This is a genomic window from Pseudomonas sp. SDI (assembly GCF_003105155.1).
Taxonomy (GTDB): domain Bacteria; phylum Pseudomonadota; class Gammaproteobacteria; order Pseudomonadales; family Pseudomonadaceae; genus Aquipseudomonas.
Window position 1 is genome coordinate 25,348 of record NZ_QETK01000035.1, and the last position, 20,977, is coordinate 46,324.

Below are 20,977 nucleotides of genomic sequence, written 5' to 3' on the forward strand. Positions count from 1 at the left end.
TCTTTAGCTATCTGCCGTCGCAGTGCGCCGCCCCAACAACAATGCAGAGGCCGTCTATGAAAACCGTGGCACAGCTCTTGAAATTGAAGTCCCAGCAGCATCATGAGGTGCACACCATCGGCCCCGGGCAGATGGTGCTCGAGGCCCTCAAGCTGATGGCGGAGAAAAACGTCGGTGCACTGCCGGTGGTCGAAGGCGGGCAAGTGGTCGGGATCGTCAGCGAGCGCGATTACGCGCGCAAGATGGTGCTCAAGGGCCGCTCTTCGGTGGGCACACCGGTCAGCGCGATCATGAGCGCGCCGGTCATTACCGTCGATCCGCACCAGAACGTCGAGTTCTGCATGAACATGATGACCAACAGCCACCTGCGCCACTTGCCCGTAGTGGAGAACGGCGAGCTGCTCGGCTTGCTGTCGATCGGCGACCTGGTCAAGGAAGCCATCGCCGAACAGGCCAATCTGATTCTGCAGTTGGAACAGTACATTCGCGGTGAATAAGCCACGCCTTCAGCGGTATTCGCCCTCCAGCTCATCGAGCTGGTGGTCGAAGCTGCGCAGGCGCGCCGACCAGGTGTACACCAGCACTTCCAGGTCACGGTTGAGCACCGCGCCCCCTACCCCGCCCCGGCGCCCGCTTTGCTGTGAATCGCACAAGTCCAGTTGATAGCGTTCGCGGGCCATCGCGGTGGCCACGCTGGAGAGTTCGCGGGCGTTGTTCAGCCAGTGCCGGTGGCGGTCGTGGATTTCCTGGTCAAGCTCGCGGCACTGCGCCTTCAGCGCTTCCAGGCTCTGTTCCAGTGGTGTGCCTTCCAGTTCACCCATCACTTCCTGAAAGGTCCGCCCGGGTTGCCAGTAGCTGCCCCAGAAATAGCGGTCGAACACGGTCTCGACCCGGCGCAGGGCGACCTTGGTGTTCCAAATCGCGACCAGCGTGCGTCCCTGCGCCAGCTGGCGCTTGCGCACCTTGAGCTGCTGCCAGCTGGACCAGGCCAGGGCACTGAGCGCCAGGGCGGCAATAATGCCCGCGGCGGCATACAGGAAATGCATGGCCTCCACCAGCTGGTAAAGCTGGCGAACACCATAGAAATACCCGGCGGTGAGCATGGTCAGAGCGGTCACGGCGGCCCAGAAACCGGGCATATAGGGGTCTTTCATGCGCTATCCCCTTGTTGTTTTTTTCTGAGCATAGCAACGCAATCCGCCGCTATCGGTGCCGCTCGGCGTTTATTTTCGTGGGCGCCGCAAGGCCTCGTTGAGTTGGTCGAACATCAGTGCCCAGTCGGCGTCTTCCTGAATGCTGTCACGCAGGAACGCGCGCTGCGCGTCGCTCCAGAACGGTGCATCGACCAGCTTGATATCGCCCTTGAGCGGCGAGTGGCTGGTGATGAACTGGTCGATGCCCTGCGGATCGTCGGGCAGGCCAAGCTGTTTGAACAAGGCGGCAAAGCTGTGCGTTGGTGCTTCCATGGGCCACTCCTGGTAACCCGGCCACGCATCCACGACGGCGACCGGGCAATGGTTGAAGATCATCAGCAGACCTCGCGCACTTCGGCGTGAGGCACCAGTTTCAGGTACTGCTGCATACTCATGTGGATCAGGTGATCGTGATCGCCTGCCTCCAGGTAGACATCGCCCTGACGGGTCAAGGTCGGGTCGAGGAGCATTTTTATTTCGTAGGCCTCACCGAGCGCCGGAATCGCCCCGCGCTCGCAGTCGCCAAACAGGTGCGGCAGGTTGCTTTCGCGGGTCATCTGCCAGTTGCCGGTGCTGCGCACCTTGCTCATGTCCAGATGCCGGTTGGCCGGCAGCACGGCCATCAGGTAGTTGCCGTGGCGGTCGTCGAGCATGACCGACTTGGCCACCCGCTCCGCCGGCACTCCGGCGCTGCGTGCCGACTCCAGGCTGGTGGCCGAGTGCGGGTGCGGCACGATGTCATAGTCGCAGTTGGCCTGATCCAGGCGTCGCTGCAGGGTTTTTACCATTCGCATGATGCACCTCCCTCAGGGTTGCTCCCCCCCAACTGATTAAAGTTTAGGCAGTGCCGGCGGCCGGCGCTTGGCTAGACTTCAAGTAACTGCCCAATTCAGGTGCTTTCAGGTGAACGTTCAGCGCTGCCGGGGCCTGCTGCTGGTCCTGCTGCTCGCTTTCCTGACGGGCGGTCAGGCCGCGCCCGGCAGCCCGGTGCTGCACCTGCGGGTGAGCGATGCCATTGGTCCGGCGACGGTCGACTACCTGGTGCGCGGCCTGGAATTTGCCCAGGCGCAGCAGGCCCAACTGGTGGTGATCGAGCTCGACACACCGGGCGGACTGGACAGCTCGATGCGCGCGATCATCAAGGCGATTCTCGCCAGCCCGGTGCCGGTGGCCAGCTTCGTCGCCCCCGGTGGTGCCCGTGCGGCCAGTGCCGGCACCTACATCCTCTACGCCAGCCATGTGGCGGCGATGGCCCCCGGCACCAACCTCGGTGCAGCGACGCCGATCCAGCTCGGCGGCCTGAGCAAGGAGCCTGCGCCGGAAAAGAACAAACCGGCCAGCGAGGACACCCTCGCACGCAAACAGATCAACGACGCGGCTGCGTACATCCGGGGCCTGGCGCAGTTGCGCGGACGCAACGCCGACTGGGCGGAAAAGGCCGTGCGCGAGGCGGTCAGCCTGCCGGCCAGCGAGGCGCTGGCCCTGAAGGTGATCGACCGCATCGCTGCCGACCTGCCCGACCTGCTGCGCCAGCTCGACGGCCAGACCCTGAACACCGCCGCCCAGCCGGTCACCCTGCACAGCCGCGAGGCACCGCTGCTGCAGCGCGAGCCGGACTGGCGCAGCCGCCTGCTGGCGGTGATCACCAACCCGAGCGTGGCGCTGATCCTGATGATGGTTGGGGTGTATGGGCTGCTCTTCGAATTCATGAGCCCAGGCTCCGGGGTGGGCGGGGTGGTGGGCGGGATCTGCCTGTTGCTCGGGCTGTATGCGCTGCAATTGTTGCCGGTGAACTATGCCGGGGTCGGGCTAATCTTGCTCGGCATCGCGTTCATGGTGGCCGAAGCGTTCCTGCCCAGCTTCGGCATCATCGGCTTTGGTGGGATTGTCGCGTTTGTGGTCGGGGCGGTGATTCTGCTCGACACCGACGTGCCGGGTTTCGGCATCCCGCTGCCGCTGATCTTCGGCCTGGCGCTGGTCTCGGCGCTGCTGCTGGTGGGCTTGGTGGGCATGGCGGTGAAGGCGCGCAAGCGGGTGCTGGTGAGCGGCGATGCCGGGCTGGTCGGCAGCCTGGTGCAGGTGACGGCGGTGAATCGCGACGATCCGTTCAGCGCCTGGGTGCAGGCCCAGGGCGAGCAGTGGCAGGCGCAGAGCCAGACACCGCTGCACTGCGGCCAGCATGTGCGGGTGGTGAGCCGTAACGGTTTGCAACTGAACGTCAGCGCGGCAGCGGAACAACCGATTTCAGGAGAGTGAGCATGTTCATGCAAGTGGGCTTTGGTGCGGTGTTCGTACTGGTGGCGGTGGTGCTGCTGTCGGCGTTTCGTATCCTGCGCGAGTACGAGCGCGGGGTGGTGTTCCAGCTCGGGCGCTTCTGGCAGGTGAAAGGGCCGGGCTTGATCCTGCTGATTCCGGGTGTGCAGCAGATGGTGCGGGTGGATCTGCGCACGGTGGTGCTGGATGTGCCGCCGCAGGATGTGATCACCCGTGACAACGTGTCGGTGAAGGTCAATGCGGTGCTGTATTTCCGGGTGCTGGACCCGCAGAAGGCGATTATCCAGGTAGAGGATTTCCTGATGGCGACCAGTCAATTGGCGCAGACCACCTTGCGCGCGGTGCTGGGTAAACATGAGCTGGACGAGTTGTTGGCGGAGCGCGAGCAGTTGAACATCGACATTCGCCAGGTGCTGGATGCGCAGACCGATGCCTGGGGGATCAAGGTGGCGAATGTGGAGATCAAGCATGTGGACCTGAACGAGTCGATGGTGCGCGCGATCGCTCGCCAGGCTGAAGCCGAGCGCGAGCGGCGAGCCAAGGTGATTCATGCCGAGGGTGAGTTGCAGGCGTCGGAGAAGTTGATGCAGGCCGCGCAAATGCTGGGGCGCGAGTCGGGGGCGATGCAATTGCGGTATATGCAGACGCTAGGGAGCATTGCCGGGGATAAATCGTCGACGATCGTGTTTCCGGTGCCGGTGGATCTGCTCAAAGGGTTGTTGGACAAGTGAGGGCCTGGGGCAAACACCTATCAACTGTAGGCGCTGGCTTGCCTGCTCACAGCAATAGCGTCGGGCAGCTACTTTCCTACCAACCGCCGCCCAGCGCCAGGAACAACCCTACCTGCCCCATCGCCACCTGGGTATTCGCTGCGGCCAGTTGCGCGCGCATGTCGGTGTAGGTCCGGGTCGCCTGCAAGTCCGCCAGGAACGACGCCCGCCCCGCCTGGAAGAACCGGTGCGTCTGGTCCGCCGCCAGCTGCGCGGAACGCTCCGCCTCCGCCAGCGCGTCGCGACGTTCCAGCAACGCGCTGTACTGCGCCAAACGGGTCTGGGTCTCGCGGATCGCGTTCAACACCACCCCGTCGAAATGCGCCAACGCCGCCTGGGTACCCGCTTCGGCTTGCCGAATCCGTGCCCGCGAACCATTGGTCGGCACCGTCCAGGTCAACAACGGGCCAAAGCCCCAACGGTTGGTCTGCGGCTTGCCCAGGTTCTCCAGAATGCCGATGGTGCCCACCTGCGCACCGATGCTGATGTCCGGGTACAACTGCCCGGTGGCCACGCCAATGCTCGCGGTCGCTGCCGCCAACTGCCGCTCGGCCTGGCGGATGTCCGGGCGCCGCTTGAGCAACGCCGCGCCATCGCCCACCGGCAACAGCTGGGCCAGGTGCGGCAGCTCGGCACACTCGGCCGTCCCCGCCGGCAACTGTGCCACCGGCTTGGCCAGCAACATCGACAAGGTATACAGACCGGCCTCGCGCGCCGCCTGGTATCGCGGCAATTGCGCTCGCAACGACTTGAACTGGGTTTGCGAACGCGTCACCTGGGTTTCATCGCCACGCCCGGCATCGCGCAGGCGCTGGGTGAGGGTCACGCTCTGTTCCTGCAAGTCCAGCGACTCGCGCGCAATGTGGTACTCCTCGTTGGCCGCACACACCTGGGTGTAGGTCTTGACCACGTCCGCCACCAGGGTGATCCGCGCGGTGTCGGCCGCCGCCTGGGTGGCGTCGGCATTGGCCTGCGCCGCCTCGACGCCACGTTTGAGCGTGCCCCACAGGTCGAACTGGTAGGACGCGCTGAGAATCGCCTCACCGATGTTCGCCACCGGGACTTTTTCCGGCAACAGGAAGGCCTCGCCCGACTCCTGCAAGCGCTGCGCCCCCAGCTTCACACCACCGTTCCAGCCGCCCTGGGCCTCGGCCTCCTCGACCTGCGCACGGGCGCGGGCAATGTTCGCCGCCGCCACCCGCAATTCGCTGTTGGCCGATAACGCCTGGTTCACCAGCGCATCGAGCCGAGCATCGCGGTACAGCTGCCACCAGTCGTTCGGCACCGGCGCCGAAACCACACTGCTGGCGTCGCTGCGCAGCGTGCCCCGCAGATCGCTGCGGTTGATCGCGGCGTCCTTCGGCAGCTCATAGTTCGGCCCGACCAGCTGGCACGCCGACAACAACAGGCCAACCCCGAGCAGCGACAGTTTTTTCATTGCGCCGCGTCCTCCAGGATCGACACCGTGGCGGTGCGCCCGGCAATCATGCGGAAATCCTCGGGGACTTCGTCAAACGCGATACGCACCGGAATCCGCTGCGCCAGGCGCACCCAGCTGAACGCCGGGTTGACGTTCGGCAGCAGGTTGGCACCGCTACTGCGGTCGCGGTCTTCGATGCCGGCGGCAATGCTCTGCACATGCCCACGCAGGCGGCTGTTGTCGCCCATCACGCGAATATCCACAGCCTGGCCGACCTTGATCCCGGCCAGCTTGGTTTCCTCGAAATAGCCATCGACGTGGTACGAGGTGCCATCGACCACCGACAGCACCGGGTGCCCGGCGGTGACGAACTCGTGCGCACGCGGCGCGCGGTCGTTGAGGTAGCCATCGACCGGGCTGCGCACCACCGAACGGTCGAGGTTCAACTGCGCGGCATCCACCGCCACCTGCGCCTCGGCCAGCGCCGACTGGGCGCGGGCTTCGCGCGACTGGCTCGCTTCCAGTTGCTCGGTCGCCACCAGGTTGCCCAGGCCACGGTTACGCCGCGCCTCGCGCTGCGCCTGGGCCAGGGTTTCCTTGCGCTCGGCCAGGGTCGCCTGGGCCTGGCGCAGGGCCAGGCGGAAACGGTCCTGGTCGATGGTGAACAGCACATCGCCGCGCTGGATCGGCTGGTTGTCGCGCACGTCGACCGCCTGGATCAGCCCCGACACATCGGGGGCGATCTGGATCACGTCGGCACGGATGTGGCCGTCGCGCGTCCACGGCGCAAACATGTAATACAGGACCATCTGCCAGACCAGCACGGTCGCCAGGGTCACTACCAGCAGCGTCAGGACCACACGGCCCAGGGTCAACAAGGGTTTTTTCATGGCAACATCAGGTTTCGGCAAAAGTGGTCGAGCGTGCCAAGCAGCACAGCGTAGAGAGCAACGTTGAACAGCGCGCGGTGCCACACCAGGCGGTAGAAGTGCAGGCGCGTAAGCAGCTTGTGCAGGACGAGGAACACCCCGTAGGCGAACACCATCATCACCAGTAGCGTGGGCAGGAACACCCCGCTGATATCCAGTTCACCAATCACAGGGGAGCTCCATCGATGCCAGACGGCAGTTGCGGTTCACGGTCGGCCGGCTCCAGCACCACTTCCACCCCCGGCAACAAGGCCAGGCGCAGCCCGCTGAGGGCATGCAGCAGGTGTAGGCGGGCCTCGGCGCAGTCGGCCATGGCCTCGACGTTCAGCGCGCGGCGCGCGCGGTCCATGCTGCGCAGCAGCTCGGCCGGTGCGTGCAGGCGCTGCCGGGCATCCAGGCAGGCCTTAAAGTGCGCGCCGACCTCGGTCACCACCTGCTCCAGCAAGGCCCGCGGCTGCGGGGTGGCGCGCGGCAGATAGGCCAGCAGGTCGAGCAGGTTCAGGTCCACGCGCAAATCGCGCAGGGCGCTGCCGCTGTCCTGGCCGATCTGGGTCAGGCGTGGCAAGTGCTGCATCAGCCGGTCGAGCATCTGCACACCCAGCCGGCGGTGTTCGGCCAGGGTCGCCGGCTGGGTCATGCCGACGATGTCGTGCCAGCTGAAACGGGTCAGGCGCCGCGCCGCCAGATCGACACCGAACGGGCGCACAACGATGGTCCAGAGGAAGGCGAACAGCAGCCCTACCGGCCCGGCCAGGTTGGCGTTGATGAAGGTGAAGAAGTCGGCGTCGTAGGCCCCCTGGATACTGATGAACGACGCCGTATTGACGATGGTCAGCAAGGTGCCGAGGTAGAAGCGCGGCTGCACGGTGAGGGTACCGATGCAGATGAACGGCACGGCGAAGGCCAGCACCAGCATCGGGAAATCGTGCAGGTTGGGCAGCACCAGGAACAGGTAGAGGCTGGCGAAGATTACCGACAGCGTGGTCCAGAAGAAGAACCGGTAGATCTGCGGCGCCGGGTCGTCCATGGCGGCGAAGAAGCTGCACGCCACGGCGGCGAGAATCACCGCGCTGGCGCCGTCGGCCCAGCCGGTGAGCATCCACAGGGCGGTGGCGGCCAGGATCGCGGTGAAGGTGGAAAACACCGAGTAGAGCATCAGCCCGCGGTCAAGAAACGGTGTCAGCCGGCCCAGGCGCCAGTGCCGGTAGACCGCACGCCAGGGCGTCAGGTCCTCGCTGCGCAGGGCGTGCTGCAGCGAACAGCAGTCCTGCCACAGGTCGATCCATTCGCCGAGCCGGTACAGGCCGTTGGACAGCAGCAGGCCGGGACGTTCGTCGAGCTCGGTAACACTCGGCTGCACGCGCTCAAGCTGCTCGCGCAGGGCCTTCCAGCGCGCCGCCGAGGCGTCGCTGGCGGTGTTTTGCAGCCAGCTGCGGGCCTGTTCGAGCAGCCCCTGCAACTGGGCGAACTGTGCTGGCGCACGGGCTTCGAGGGCCAGCAGCGCGTCGTCCAGTGCGTCGATTACCGGGAACAGGTGGATCATCCGCCCGCGCAGCTCGCGGGCATTCTTCACCGTCTGCGGCCGAGCGCCTTCGTGTGAGAGCTGGCCGATCATCATTTCCAGCGAGTTGAAGGTGGTAACCATCGAGGCACGCAGGCTGCCGACGGTATCGGCGGCGGTCTGCCGGGCAAGGTAGGTGTCACAGTAGCGGATGGCTTCGGCGAACCAGTTGCCGGTCGCACCCACCACCACCGGGGTGAGCCGGCGCGGCCAGAAGATCGCCCCGACTACCGCTGCGCAGACAATCCCCAAGCAGATTTCCTGAGCCCGCGACGAGGCGATATCGAAGACCATCAACGGGTTGTCGACCACCGGCAGGGCGATCATCGGCAGGGTGTAGCCGGCCAGCATCAGCGCATAGCTGTTGGCGGTGCGCAGGTGCAGCGAGAGGAACAGCAGGGTCGCCGTCCACAGGGCGATGGCAATCGCCAGCAACACTGGCGTCTGCACCAGCAGCGGCACCAGAAACACCGCGCCGGCGGCACCGAGCAGCGTGCCCAGGGCGCGGTACAGCGCCTTGGAACTGGTGGGGCCGACAAACGGGCTGGAGACGATGTACACGGTGGCCATCGCCCAGTACGGACGCGGCAGTTGCAGCAACAGGGCGATGTACAGCGCGATCATCGACGCGGCAAAGGTGCGCAGGCCATAGAACCAGTCACGCGCCGGTGGCATCGAGCTGAAGAAACCGTTCACGACGGCACGCCCGGGGTGGCCTGGCAGATGCGCCGCCAGTGCCGACTGGCCGCGACCATGCCGCTGCTGATATTCAGTTGCAATGCGTCAAGGGTCATGGAGGAAGGATTGAGAGCCATATTCATAGTTTGCTAACTATCTATGTTCTTCGATCCACCCGCTGGACGTCAATAGCGGCTGACTGACGCCTGCCATCAAGTCACGTCAGGGACGCAACTGGTCCTCCAGTTTCATGCTCAGGGCCAGCGGGCTGCCCAGCGACAGGGCCTGGTCGCGCCAGAACAGGTAGCGCAGCGGGTTGTTTTCATTGCTGTAGAACACCGCCAACTCTTCGGCGGCCTGCATCACCCCGGCCACCGCGGCCAGCTCCAGCCAGTACACGCCGGCCTTGCTGTCGACCTCCACCTGCTGACCATGCAGCAGGCGATAGCCGATTTCGAAGCGGCACCGCGCATCGCCGCGCTCGGCGCCACGCATGAACCAGTCGGAGGCCTTTTGCAGGTCGACCAGCCAGGTTTGTCGGTCGCTGTCGCAGATTTCTTCTTCGTAGAGATCGCCGAGCGCGGCCGCCGCTTCAGCCAGGCCGCGCTCGAACGCCTGCTCGTAGTATTCGGCGGCGCTGCTGTAGGCCACGTCGACGCCCTTGCCGAAGTAATGCTGCTGACCGAGGTTGAACCAGGCCACCGCACTGCCCTGCAAGGCGGCCATGCGCAGCAACTGCCCGGCCAACTGCGGGTCGGCGCGCCAGTACTTGCCGTTAAGCCAGATCCAGCCGAGGTCGTTCAGCGCCACCACGCTGCCCTGCAGCGCCTGCAGGCGCAGTTCGGCGTACTCGGCCTGCAGGTCGCTGGCTTCGTCGAGGCGGCTGACCAGGCTGAAACTCTCGCCCAGCACTGCGCGTTGCGTCGGCATGCCAACCCCGGCGAACAGGCGCTGGGTGATGCCGGGACGGCCGGGCGCAGGCACGACACGCTCGGGCAACAGGCGCTCGAGCAGTGGGTAGATATTGCTGGCAGCAGACATGTTCATCCTCATTGAACAACCCACGGTACCGACGTCGTGAGCAATGAGGCGTGATTCTGCGCAAGGTCACGACAAAACCTGTCGCGAACGATTCGAATCAAGCAATTCAACAGATCGTCCCTGATTGAATGAACCAATGGCCAATTGCCATATCTAATGGCTGACGCCATGCTACTGCGGCAAGCCTAGACAAGGACGCCCCCTTTTGCCCTCCGCTACGACCCGTGCCACCCTCAGCCGCCAATGGGAACTGCTGCGCCAGTTGCCGAGCCGCTCCCCTGGCGCTACCAGCGCCGAACTGGTGATGCGTTTGAAGGACGCCGGTTTCCCCATCAGCAAACGCAGCATCGAACGCGACCTCAACGAGCTCTCGCTGATTTTTCCGCTGGAGCGCAACGACAAGAGCATCCCCTACGGCTGGCACTGGTCGGCGGCGTTTGCCACGCACCGCTCGCCGTTGCTTGATCTACTGGCCAGCAGCATCGAGGGGCTGCGCGAATTCGGTCACCCAGAGAAAATCGAGTTGCAGGCGTGGGTGAGCGACAACCTGGCACGCAGCCTGCGCGAGACGCCGCTGGCGGCGGATATGCGCTTGATGGCGCTGGAGCAGGGCCATCAGCTGACCGCTACGCTGAGCAACAGCTGGCAATTGCGCTGGTGGCTGCTGAGCCAGGGCGACGCGGTGATCGTCGAGCAGCCGTTGCTGCTACGTCAGCAGATTGCCGAGACATTGAGTCGGGCGGCGGCGCAGTATCAGGTGTGAGGCCCCTATCGCGGGACGAGCCCGCTCCCACAGGAAAGCAGCAGTTGTTGCTCTGCTGTGGGAGCGGGCTCGTCCCGCGATGCGTTTAACGCTCGCGCAGCGCTTCAGCGCGTGCCCGAATAATCGGCTTGAGCAGGTAACTCAACACGCTCTTCTTGCCGGTGATGATATCCACCGATGCGACCATCCCCGGAATGATCAACAACGGTTTCTCATCCGTGCCCAGATGGCTGCGATCGGTGCGCAGCTTGATCACATAGAAGGTATTGCCGTCATCGTCGGTGATGGTATCGGCACCGATCTGCTCCAGCTTGGCCTTCAAGCCACCATAAATGGTGAAGTCATACGCGGTGAACTTGACCATCGCCTCCTGCCCCGGATGCAGGAAGGCGATGTCCTGCGGACGGATCCGCGCTTCCACCAGCAGGGTGTCGTCCAGCGGCACGATTTCCACCAGGTCGCTGCCCGGCTGGATCACCCCGCCAATGGTGTTGACCAGCAGCTGCTTCACAATCCCGCGCACCGGTGAGGTCACCAGGGTCCGGCTGACTCGGTCATCCAAGGCCTTACCGGTGGCCTGGGCCTTGCTCAGGTCGGTGCGCGCCTCGTTCAGTTGGGTCAGCGCGTCGCTGCGGAACTTGCCGCGGGTCTCGTCGATCTTGCGTTCAACTTCCTTGACCGCCGCTTCTGCCCGCGGAATGGCGAGTGTGGTGGCGTCGAGCTGGCCACGGCCCTCGACTTCGGCGCGCTTGAGGCGCAACACTTCCACCTGGGAAATCGCGCCCTGCGCCACCAGCGGCTCGGACATCTGAATTTCCTGGCGCAGCAACTGCAAGCTGTTGCGGTACTGGCCCTGCTTGGAGGCGAATTCACGTAGCTCCTGCTGACGCTGCACCAGCTGCTGCTGCAAGCCGCCGATTTCGTCCTGCAACTGCTGACGGCGGCTCTGGTACAGCGACTCTTCGTTGGCCGCCTGCCCCGGCGCGGCCTTGCGCACTTCCAGGTCGATGTTCAGTGGCCGGTCTTCGACCTCGGCGCTCAAGCGCTCGACGCGCAAAGCCATGGCCAGGCGGTCGGCCTCAGTTTCGCCGACGTTGGACACAAAGCGCGTGTCGTCCAGGCGCAGCAACGGCGCCCCGACTTCAACGATCTCGCCTTCCTTGACATAGATCTGTGCAACGATGCCGCCTTCAAGGTTCTGGATCTTTTGCAGCTTGGACGACGGAATCGCCTTGCCGTCGCCGCGCGTGACCTCGTCGATCACTGCGAAGTTGGCCCACAGCACCAGGAACAGGAAGAAGCCGATCACCCCCCAGATGGTCAGCCGCACAATGCGCGGCGCATCCTCGATAAGCGCCTTGTTGACCTCGGGCAGCGGCTCGCCGCCAAACGACTCGGAGCCCTTGAAATAGCTGCGCAAACTGTCCTTGAAACGACCCACTCCAGACTTAAGCAACACTGATCTGCCCCTTCTTCAGCGCATCCATGACAGCAGCCTTCGGGCCATCGGCAACGATCTGGCCACGGTCCACCACGATCAGCCGGTCGACCAGCGACAGCAGCGAGGCACGGTGGGTCACCAGCACCACGGTCTTGCTTTCGATCACCGCCTGTAGGCGCTGCTTGAGCCGTTCTTCGCCAGTGTTGTCCATGGCACTGGTGGGCTCGTCGAGTAGCAGGATCTGCGGGTTGAGCAGCAGCGCGCGGCCCAGGGCAACGTTCTGCCGCTGGCCGCCGGAGAGGTTCTGGCCGCGCTCGCCCACCTGCAGCTCATAGCCTTGCGGGTGCAGCCTGGCGAATTCGTGCACGCCGGCCAGTTCGGCCGCCTGCAAGACCATTTCGTCTTCGATGTAACGCGCGCCGCTGACCAGGTTGTCGCGCAGGGTGCCGGCCAGCAGCTGGATGTCCTGCGGCACATAACCGATGTTGTGGCGCAGCTCGCTGACGTCGATCTGGCGGATATCCACGCCATCGACCAGCAACGAGCCGGCATCGGCCTCGTACAGGCCGACAATCAGCTTGGCGAGGGAACTCTTGCCCGAGCCGCTGCGGCCGATGATGCCGATTTTTTCACCAGGGCGAATCGCCACGTTGACGTTTTTCAGTGCCTGGTTCTGCTGGTTCGGGTAGGTGAAGTCGACACCGCGGAATTCGATCGCGCCTTGCAGCACGTGACGGCTCAACGGCCGCTCCTCGAAGTTGCGCTCCTGCGGCAGCGCCATCATCTGGTCGGTGGAGACCATGGTGACCTTGGCCTGCTGGTAACGGGTGAGTAAACCGGACAGTTGGCCGAGCGGGCCGAGGGCGCGACCGCTGAGCATGTAGCAGGCAATCAGGCCGCCCATGCTGAGGTTGCCGGCCATGATCTGGTAAACCCCGACGACGATCAGCGCGACGCCGGCCAGTTGCTGGATCAGCAGGGTGATGTTCATCGCCAGGCCCGAGAGCACCTTGACCCGCAGCTCCAGCCGGCTGAGAGTGCCGATGGTCTGCTCCCACATGTACTGGCGTTCGCTTTCGGCGTTGTTGACCTTCACCGCGTCGAGCCCGGCGAGGGTCTCGATCAGGCTCGACTGGCGCTCGGAAGCCAGTGCCATAGTCCGCTCCAGCGTCGCCACCAGCGGTTTCTGCAAGGCGTAGCCGATACCCAGGGCCAGCGGGAAGGCAACAATCGGGATCCACACCAGGTGCCCGCCGATAATGCCGATCACCAGCAGAATCAGCAGGGTGAACGGCAGGTCGATCAGGCTGGTGAGGGTCAGCGAGGCGAGGAAGTCGCGCAGGCCCTGGAACTCGTGGATGTTCTGCGCAAAGCTGCCGACCCGCGCCGGGCGGTACTTCATCGACATGCCGACGATGCGCTCGAACAGCGTCGCGGAAATGATCAGGTCGGTCTTCTTCCCGGCCAGGTCCAGGCACAGGCTGCGCAAGCCCTTGAGAATCAGGTCGAACAGGTAGGCACCGGTGATGCCGATGGCCAGCACCCAAAGCGTCGAGGTGGCCTGGTTGGGCACCACGCGGTCATACACGTTCATCACGAACAACGGCGCGGCCAGGGCGATCAGGTTGATCACCAGGCTCGCCGCCACGGCGTCGGCATAGAGCCATTTCGAACGCTTGAGGGTGTCGCGGAACCACGAGCGCGCGCGCGGAATCAGGTTGCCGTGGTTAACGTCGAACTTGTGCTGCGGCTGGGCGAAGAACACCCGCCCGCTGTAGTCGCTTTGCAGGGCTTCGCGGCTGACGTGCACCTCGCCGCCATCGCTCTCGCTGAGCAACAGGCGCGCGGTGTTTTCGTTTTCCCAGCCAAGCAGGATGGTGCTACGACCTTCCTTGAGCAACAGCATCGCCGGCATGGCGATGGCCGGGATCTGCTCCAGCTTGCGTTGCAGCAGACGCCCCTGCAGCCCGGCACGGGCTGCCGCGCGCGGCAGCAGCTCAGGGCTCAGGCGTTGCGACGGCAACGGCAGGCCGGTAGTCAGCATGGCGCGGCTGGCGGGCTTCTGGTGCAGCACGCAGAGCGACAGCAAGCTGTCCAGCAACGGATCATCGTGCTGACTGCGTGGATCGTGGGTGAGCTGGGCTCGACTGACTTCTGATTCCACGCGAACTCCCTTCGACGGCTAAGGGTGGAAAAGACTGCCTCAGTTCATGCCGGGCAGGTTCACCTTGGGTTTGATATCGCTCTGCACGACCGATGCCAACGGTGCCACCACTCCCTGGCTTTTGAGCAGCTGACCCATGGTCGCCTTGATTCGGTACTGAGTAAACAGCTGAATGTTTTTCACCTCGCTGAGACGGCGCTGCGCGGTGAACAGTTCATTCTCGCTATCGAGCAGGTCGAGCAGGCTGCGGTCGCCCAAGGTGAACTGCTTCTGGTAAGCCGAGCGGACGTTGCTGCTGTGATCGACATACTGCTGGGCAATCGGCATCTGGGCATTGGCGTTGGCCAGAGCATTCCATGCCAAGCCTAACTCCTCATTGAGCTGGCGCAAGGCGTTGTTGCGAATATCCAGCGCCTGGTTGGCCAGGTACGACTTGGACTCCAGATCGGCCTTGTTGCTGCCACCGTTGTACAGGTTGAAACTCATGCGCAGCATGGCCTGCCATTCGTTGTTGTGGCCGTTCATACCCCCCAGATCGTTGTCGGCGCTGCGCCCCAGCTCCGCGTCGAAGCGCGGGTAGAAGGTCGACTTGGCCGCGTCGTACTGCTTTTCGGCAGCCGCAATGTCGGACTCGGCCGAGCGCAGGATCGGGCTGTTTTCCAGCAGTTGCTGGCGGGCTTCGTCGAGGCTGGCCGGCAGCAGGTCGACAAATGGCGCAGGCGTGCTTAACTCGTCGGGCATCTGCCCCACCACGCTGAGGAAGTTGGTTTGCGCGTCGGCCAGATTGGTTTGTTCGGTGATCAAGTTGTTGCGGGCCTGCGCCAGACGCGCCTCGGCCTGGTCGAGGTCGGCCTGGCGGCCAACACCGCGGGCGGTGCGCAGCTTGATCTGGTCATAGATGCGTTCGTGGCTGCGCAGGTTGTCTTCGGCCAGGCGCACCATGTCGCGCCGGGTCAGGGTGTCGAGGTAGACCTGAGCCACGTTCAGTGCAGTGCGCTCGGCGCTGCCCAGCAGCGAGTAAGCGCGGGCATTCACCGTGGCCTGCTGACGGCCAACTTCGCTGGAGGTGGCAAAGCCGTCGAACACCATCTGCCGCAGACGCACGCTCGATTCGCCACGGTTCAGGGTTTCCCAGTGATTGCCACCACCGGCGCGGGTGCTCGGGCTGTCGGTGCCTTCGCGGCCATAGCCGGCCAGCACGTCGACCTTGGGCAGGTAGCCGCCCTGGGCGGCGCGCAACTGGTAGTCGGCAGCGATGCGGCTGTTCACCCCGGCCTGGATTTCCGGGTGCACTTCAAGCGCCCGCTGCATGGCTTCTGGCAGGGTCTGGGCTTGGGCAAGGGTGGTGGCGAGGGCGAAAGGCAGAGCTGTGAACAGAGACAAACGCATTAGCTATTTTTCCCAGGGACCGCTTGTCCCAAATCAGAGCCAGAACCGGCCGAACGGCGGAAAATAAACGCCAGAAAAACCATCTGTCGGAAATTCCCCACGGGGCAGGCGATTAATACCAAAACGAGCGTGGAAAAGCGGAAATATCAATGTGACATTACGTAGACGATTGTTTAGGATGGCGAGTAGAAGGTCAATACTTTGGCATAAACTTAATCGCCAATAGTTATAAGTCATAAAATTGACACGACCACTGTCAAGAAATGCCTTGCGAAACATTCCATCAGAAACCGAAGCAGCGCTGCTGATCGGGCATGGAAGCCAATAGAACGGGTAGTTCGGAGAGTCTCATGAGCAGTGTTGTTGCTATTGTCAAAAGCATTGTTGGCCAAGTCATTGCCGTGTCCCCGGAAGGGATTCAACGTGTGCTCATCGAAGGCGACCGCCTGTTCGTCGGCGACCAGGTACTCACCGGCCTTGCCGGTGCCGTGACCCTGGAACTGGCCGACGGTCGTACCCTCGACCTTGGTCGCGATACCCAGTGGAGCGCGGCGACCCCGGACAGCAGCAGCGACCTGAGCGCAGCCACGGCGCAAGCCGCGCCGTCGGTTGAGGAACTGCAGCAAGCGATCGCCGCCGGCGCCGACCCGACTACCGAACTGGAAGCCACCGCAGCCGGCCCAAGCTCGGCCGGTGGTGCTGGCGCAGCCGGCGGCGGTCACAGCTTCGTACTGTTGGAAGAAACCGCTGGCGTGGTCGACCCGACCATTGGCTTCCAGACCCAGGGCCTGAACTTTGCCGTCGGCCAGACCACCGAAGAAGTCGGCGGCCTGCAAAGCGACGCCGCAGCAAGCAACAACGCCACCACCCAACTGCGTAGCTCGGGCCTGAGCCTGAGCGCGACGCCAACGCTGACCGAGGCCGGTGGTGCACTGGTCTATACCGCAACCCTGACCCAGGCGCCGCTGACCGACCTCACTGTTACCCTGTCCAATGGCCAGACCCTGGTGATCCAGGCCGGCCAACTGAGCGGCAGCGTGACCGTGAGCATTCCACCAGGCGACACCGTTTACCTGGATGCGCGTGAGATCTCGACCAGTATTACCGGCATTGCGGGTGGTGGCGGACTACTGGTGACCCCGGACAGTACCCCGGCGGTCACGCAGATTACCGACACTCTGGACACCACCACGGTCAACCTCAGTGCCAGCAACGCGGTGGCCGAAGGCGGCACGATCGTCTACACCGCGACCCTGACCAATCCGGCACAAACGCCGGTCACCGTGACCCTGTCCAACGGTTCGGTAATCACCATCGCGGCCGGCCAGAGCAGCGGCACCGTCAATGTGCCGACAGCGCCAAACGACGTCTACAGCAATGGCGGCACGATCAGCACGACGATCACCGCGGCCACCGGCGGCAACTTCGAAAACCTGGTAGCGGGCGGCACGCCGGCGCTGACCACGGTCACCGACAGCGTCGACACCACCAGCGTCACCCTGACCGCCACGCCGAGCGTGAGCGAGAACGGCGTCATCACCTATACCGCCAGCACCACCTCGCCGGTGACCGGTTCGCCGGTGGTGGTGACCCTGTCCAACGGCCAGACCATCACCATCCCGGTTGGCGGCTCCAGCGGCACGGTCAACGTCACCGCCTCGAACGATGTGTATAACGGCGCCGAGCCGATCAGCACGACGATTACCGGGGCCACCGGCGGCAACTTCGAAAGCCTGGTGCCCAACGGCACGCCAGCGGTGACGACGGTGACCGACAGCGTCGATACCACCAGCGTCATCCTGACCGCCACGCCGAGCGTGAGCGAGAACGGTGTAATCACCTACACCGCCAGCACCACCTCGCCGGTAACCGGCGCGCCGGTAATCGTCACCTTGTCCAATGGCCAGACCATCACCATCCCGGTCGGCGGCTCCAGCGGTTCGGTCAACTTCACCGCCTCGAACGATGTGTATAACGGCGCCGAACCGATCAGCACGACGATTACCGGGGCCACCGGCGGCAACTTCGAAAGCCTGGTGCCCAACGGCACACCGGCGGTAACTACTGTCACCGACAGCGTCGACACCACCAGCGTCACCCTGACCGCCACGCCGAGCGTGAACGAAAACGGTGTAATCACCTACACCGCCAGCACCACCTCGCCGGTAACCGGTTCGCCGGTGGTGGTGACCCTGTCCAACGGCCAGACCATCACCATCCCGGTCGGCGGCTCCAGCGGTACGGTCAACGTCACCGCCTCGAACGATGTGTATAACGGTGCCGAACCGATCAGCACGACGATTACCGGGGCCACCGGCGGCAACTTCGAAAGCCTGGTGCCCAACGGCACGCCGGCGGTGACAACGGTGACCGACAGCGTCGATACCACCAGCGTCACCCTGACCGCCACGCCGAGCGTGAGCGAAAACGGTGTAATCACCTACACCGCGAGCACCACCTCGCCGGTGACCGGCGCGCCGGTAATCGTCACCTTGTCCAATGGCCAGACCATCACCATTGCGGTCGGTGACGCGAGTGGTTCGGTCGATTTCACCGCGTCGAACGATGTGTACAACGGCGCAGCGCCGATCAGTACCAGCATTACCGGTACGAGCGGCGGCGACTTCGAGAAGCTGGAGGCGAATGCCCAGCCAGCCGTCACCGTGGTCAACGACAGCGTCGATCAGACCAGTGTAACCCTGACCGCCACGCCGACCGTGGGTGAGACCGGTGTCATTACCTACACCGCGACCACCACGTCGCCAGTCACCGGCTCACCGGTCGTTGTGACTCTGTCCAATGGGCAGAGCATTACCATTGCCGTGGGTGAGTCCAGTGGCACCGTGAACTTCACCGCGCCGAACGACGTGTACAACGGTGCTACGCCGATCAGTACGACGATTACCGGCACCAGCGGCGGCAACTTCGAGAACCTGGTAGCGAATACCACGCCAGCCGTAACTACGGTGACCGACAGCACCGATGTGACCGGGCTGTCGCTGACTGCGACCGGCACTGTGGCTGAAGGTGGCCAGATCACCTACACCGCCACCCTGAGCAATCCGGCAGGCACTGCGGTCACCGTAAACCTGTCTAACGGCCAGTCGATTGTGATTGCTGCTGGGCAGACGTCGAACAGCATCAGCGTCGCCGCACCTAAAGACGATGCCTACCTCGATGCTGGCGACGTCAGCGTGAAAATCACCAACGCTACTGGCGGTGATTTCGAGAAGCTGGACATCAGCGATACCGCTGCCGTGACTCACGTCACCGACACCATCGATACGTCGACCGTGACCCTGACCGCGAGCCCAAGCGTTACTGAGGGCGGCAACGTCGTTTATACGGCTTCGGTGACCGCTCCAGTCACCGGCTCGCCACTGACTGTGACACTGGCCAACGGCCAGACCATCACCATTGGCGTCGGCGAAAGCTCCAACTTCGTTGAGTTCAAGGCACCGAATAACGTGCTCAACACCAACGAAACGCTCTCGAACAGCATCACCAAAGTCGAAGGCGGTAACTACGAGAAGCTGGAGCATTCGACCGACACCGTCACCACGACGGTCACCGATGTTCCTGGCACCGCTGATACCACCGGCCTGTCGCTCACCGCGACCGGTACCGTGGCTGAAGGTGGTCAAATTACCTACACCGCCACCCTGAGCAACCCGGCAGGCACTGCGGTCACCGTAAACCTGTCCAACGGACAAAGCATCGTCATCGCAGCGGGTCAAACCTCGAACAGCATCAGCGTCGCCGCACCTAAAGACGATGCCTACCTCGATGCTGGCGACATCAGCGTGAAGATCACCAACGCTACCGGCGGTGATTTCGAGAAGCTGGACATCAGCGATACGGCTGCCGTGACGCACGTCACCGACACCATCGACACCAGCACCGTTACGTTGACGGCTTCGCCGAGCGTGAACGAAGGCGGCAACGTGGTTTACACCGCGTCCGTCACCGCGCCAGTCACCGGTTCGCCACTCACCGTGACCCTGGCCAACGGCCAGACCATCACCATTGGCGTCGGCGAGAGCTCCAACTTCGTTGAGTTCAAAGCACCGAATAACGTGCTCAACACCAACGAAGCGCTCTCGAACAGCATCACCAAGGTCGAAGGCGGTAATTACGAGAAGCTGGAACACTCGACCGACACGGTTACTACAACCGTGACTGATGTTCCTGGCACCGCTGATACCACCGGCCTGTCGCTGACTGCGACCGGCACCGTCGCCGAAGGTGGCCAGATCACCTACACCGCGACCCTGAGCAATCCGGCAGGCACTGCGGTCACCGTGAACCTGTCCAACGGACAAAGCATCGTCATCGCTGCGGGTCAAACCTCGAACAGCATCAGCGTCGCCGCACCTAAGGATGATGCCTACCTCGATGCTGGCGATGTCAGCGTGAAGATCACCAACGCTACTGGCGGTGATTTCGAGAAGCTGGACATCAGCGATACCGCTGCCGTGACGCACGTCACCGACACCATCGATACGTCGACCGTGACCCTGACCGCGAGCCCAAGCGTTACTGAGGGCGGCAACGTCGTTTACACGGCTTCGGTGACCGCTCCAGTCACCGGCTCGCCACTGACTGTGACCCTGGCCAACGGCCAGACCATCACCATTGGCGTCGGCGAAAGCTCCAACTTCGTTGAGTTCAAGGCACCGAATAACGTGCTCAACACCAACGAAGCGCTCTCGAACAGCATCACCAAAGTCGAAGGCGGCAATTACGAGAAGCTGGAACACTCGACCGACACCGTCACTACGACGGTCACCGATGTTCCTGGCACCGCTGATACCACCGGCCTGTCGCTGACTGCGACCGGCACTGTGGCTGAAGGTGGTCAAATTACCTACACCGCGACCCTGAGCAATCCGGCAGGCACTGCGGTCACCGTGAACCTGTCCAACGGCCAGTCGATTGTGATTGCTGCTGGGCAGACGTCGAACAGCATCAGCGTCGCCGCGCCTAAAGACGATGCCTACCTCGATGCTGGCGACGTCAGCGTGAAAATCACCAATGCTACTGGCGGTGATTTCGAGAAGCTGGACATCAGCGATACGGCGGCCGTGACGCACGTCACCGACACCATCGATACGTCGACCGTGACCCTGACCGCGAGCCCAAGCGTTACTGAGGGCGGCAACGTCGTTTATACAGCTTCGGTGACCGCTCCAGTCACCGGCTCACCACTGACTGTGACCCTGGCCAACGGCCAGACCATCACCATTGGCGTCGGTGAAAGCTCCAACTTCGTTGAGTTCAAAGCACCGAATAACGTGCTCAACACCAACGAAGCGCTCTCGAACAGCATCACCAAGGTCGAAGGCGGCAATTAC

16 protein-coding genes are annotated in these 20,977 nt (G+C 63.6%); 5 read left to right on the forward strand and 11 right to left on the reverse strand.

Going from position 1 to position 20,977, the window contains the following annotated elements:
* The first annotated feature begins 56 nt into the window (after positions 1 to 56).
* The gene (locus tag DCO48_RS19740) at positions 57 to 497 is read left to right on the forward strand and encodes a CBS domain-containing protein (RefSeq protein WP_116552287.1); all 441 of its coding nucleotides are present in this window, start codon (positions 57 to 59) and stop codon (positions 495 to 497) included.
* 9 nt (positions 498 to 506) lie between these two features.
* On the opposite strand, the gene DCO48_RS19745 is transcribed toward DCO48_RS19740, so the two are convergent.
* From DCO48_RS19745 to DCO48_RS19755, 3 genes are all read right to left on the reverse strand, one after another.
* Positions 507 to 1,154, reverse strand: coding sequence for an NADH:ubiquinone oxidoreductase subunit N (locus DCO48_RS19745; RefSeq protein ID WP_116552288.1), 648 nt, complete (start codon positions 1,152 to 1,154; stop codon positions 507 to 509).
* 69 nt (positions 1,155 to 1,223) lie between these two features.
* Positions 1,224 to 1,466, reverse strand: a complete 243-nt coding sequence (locus tag DCO48_RS19750) for a DUF2789 domain-containing protein (protein WP_116552300.1) — start codon at positions 1,464 to 1,466, stop codon at positions 1,224 to 1,226.
* Between the two features lie 62 nt (positions 1,467 to 1,528).
* A complete protein-coding gene (locus DCO48_RS19755) occupies positions 1,529 to 1,987 on the reverse strand; it encodes an aminoacyl-tRNA deacylase (protein ID WP_116552289.1) in 459 nt (152 codons plus the stop codon).
* Positions 1,988 to 2,096: 109 nt separating this feature from the next.
* On the opposite strand from DCO48_RS19755, the gene DCO48_RS19760 reads away from it, so the two are divergent.
* Together DCO48_RS19760 and DCO48_RS19765 are read left to right on the forward strand one after the other, a co-directional pair.
* Positions 2,097 to 3,449, forward strand: a complete 1,353-nt coding sequence (locus DCO48_RS19760; RefSeq protein ID WP_256584120.1) for a nodulation protein NfeD — start codon at positions 2,097 to 2,099, stop codon at positions 3,447 to 3,449.
* A gap of 2 nt (positions 3,450 to 3,451) precedes the next feature.
* Positions 3,452 to 4,198: a slipin family protein gene (locus DCO48_RS19765; RefSeq protein WP_116552290.1), complete on the forward strand. Its 747-nt coding sequence runs from the start codon at positions 3,452 to 3,454 to the stop codon at positions 4,196 to 4,198.
* A 76-nt stretch (positions 4,199 to 4,274) separates the two neighbouring features.
* Here DCO48_RS19765 and DCO48_RS19770 read toward each other — a convergent pair whose 3' ends face one another.
* The 5 genes from DCO48_RS19770 to DCO48_RS19795 form a co-directional block, all read right to left on the reverse strand.
* Positions 4,275 to 5,675 (reverse strand): efflux transporter outer membrane subunit, encoded by a 1,401-nt coding sequence (locus tag DCO48_RS19770; protein ID WP_116552291.1) that lies wholly within the window; start codon positions 5,673 to 5,675, stop codon positions 4,275 to 4,277.
* The gene (locus DCO48_RS19775; protein ID WP_116552292.1) at positions 5,672 to 6,547 is read right to left on the reverse strand and encodes an HlyD family secretion protein; all 876 of its coding nucleotides are present in this window, start codon (positions 6,545 to 6,547) and stop codon (positions 5,672 to 5,674) included. The genes DCO48_RS19770 and DCO48_RS19775 overlap by 4 nt, the downstream gene beginning before the upstream one ends.
* Entirely contained in the window at positions 6,544 to 6,756 is a 213-nt protein-coding gene (locus DCO48_RS19780; RefSeq protein WP_116552293.1) for a DUF1656 domain-containing protein, read from the reverse strand. Before DCO48_RS19780 ends, DCO48_RS19775 begins: the two co-directional genes overlap by 4 nt.
* Positions 6,753 to 8,843 carry an FUSC family protein gene (locus DCO48_RS19785; RefSeq protein ID WP_116552294.1) on the reverse strand — a complete coding sequence of 697 codons (2,091 nt, stop codon included), beginning with the start codon at positions 8,841 to 8,843 and terminating at the stop codon, positions 6,753 to 6,755. Before DCO48_RS19785 ends, DCO48_RS19780 begins: the two co-directional genes overlap by 4 nt.
* A gap of 204 nt (positions 8,844 to 9,047) precedes the next feature.
* Positions 9,048 to 9,866, reverse strand: a complete 819-nt coding sequence (locus DCO48_RS19795) for a tetratricopeptide repeat protein (protein WP_116552295.1) — start codon at positions 9,864 to 9,866, stop codon at positions 9,048 to 9,050.
* Between the two features lie 205 nt (positions 9,867 to 10,071).
* Here DCO48_RS19795 and DCO48_RS19800 point away from each other — a divergent pair, with 205 nt between their 5' ends.
* The gene (locus DCO48_RS19800; protein WP_116552296.1) at positions 10,072 to 10,629 is read left to right on the forward strand and encodes a WYL domain-containing protein; all 558 of its coding nucleotides are present in this window, start codon (positions 10,072 to 10,074) and stop codon (positions 10,627 to 10,629) included.
* Positions 10,630 to 10,714: 85 nt separating this feature from the next.
* Here the strand turns inward: DCO48_RS19800 and DCO48_RS19805 are convergent, their stop codons facing one another.
* From DCO48_RS19805 to DCO48_RS19815, 3 genes are read right to left on the reverse strand one after another with little or no spacing between them, the layout of a single operon-like run.
* Positions 10,715 to 12,088 (reverse strand): HlyD family type I secretion periplasmic adaptor subunit, encoded by a 1,374-nt coding sequence (locus DCO48_RS19805; RefSeq protein ID WP_116552297.1) that lies wholly within the window; start codon positions 12,086 to 12,088, stop codon positions 10,715 to 10,717.
* A complete protein-coding gene (locus DCO48_RS19810; RefSeq protein ID WP_116552298.1) occupies positions 12,078 to 14,234 on the reverse strand; it encodes a type I secretion system permease/ATPase in 2,157 nt (718 codons plus the stop codon). The genes DCO48_RS19805 and DCO48_RS19810 overlap by 11 nt, the downstream gene beginning before the upstream one ends.
* Before the next feature lie 39 nt (positions 14,235 to 14,273).
* On the reverse strand, positions 14,274 to 15,623 hold the full coding sequence (locus DCO48_RS19815) for a TolC family outer membrane protein (protein ID WP_116552299.1): 1,350 nt from the start codon (positions 15,621 to 15,623) through the stop codon (positions 14,274 to 14,276).
* Positions 15,624 to 15,973: 350 nt separating this feature from the next.
* On the opposite strand from DCO48_RS19815, the gene DCO48_RS19820 reads away from it, so the two are divergent.
* Positions 15,974 to 20,977, forward strand: a 5,004-nt coding sequence (locus DCO48_RS19820) for a retention module-containing protein (protein ID WP_133247625.1), incomplete at its 3' end; no start/stop codon positions are given.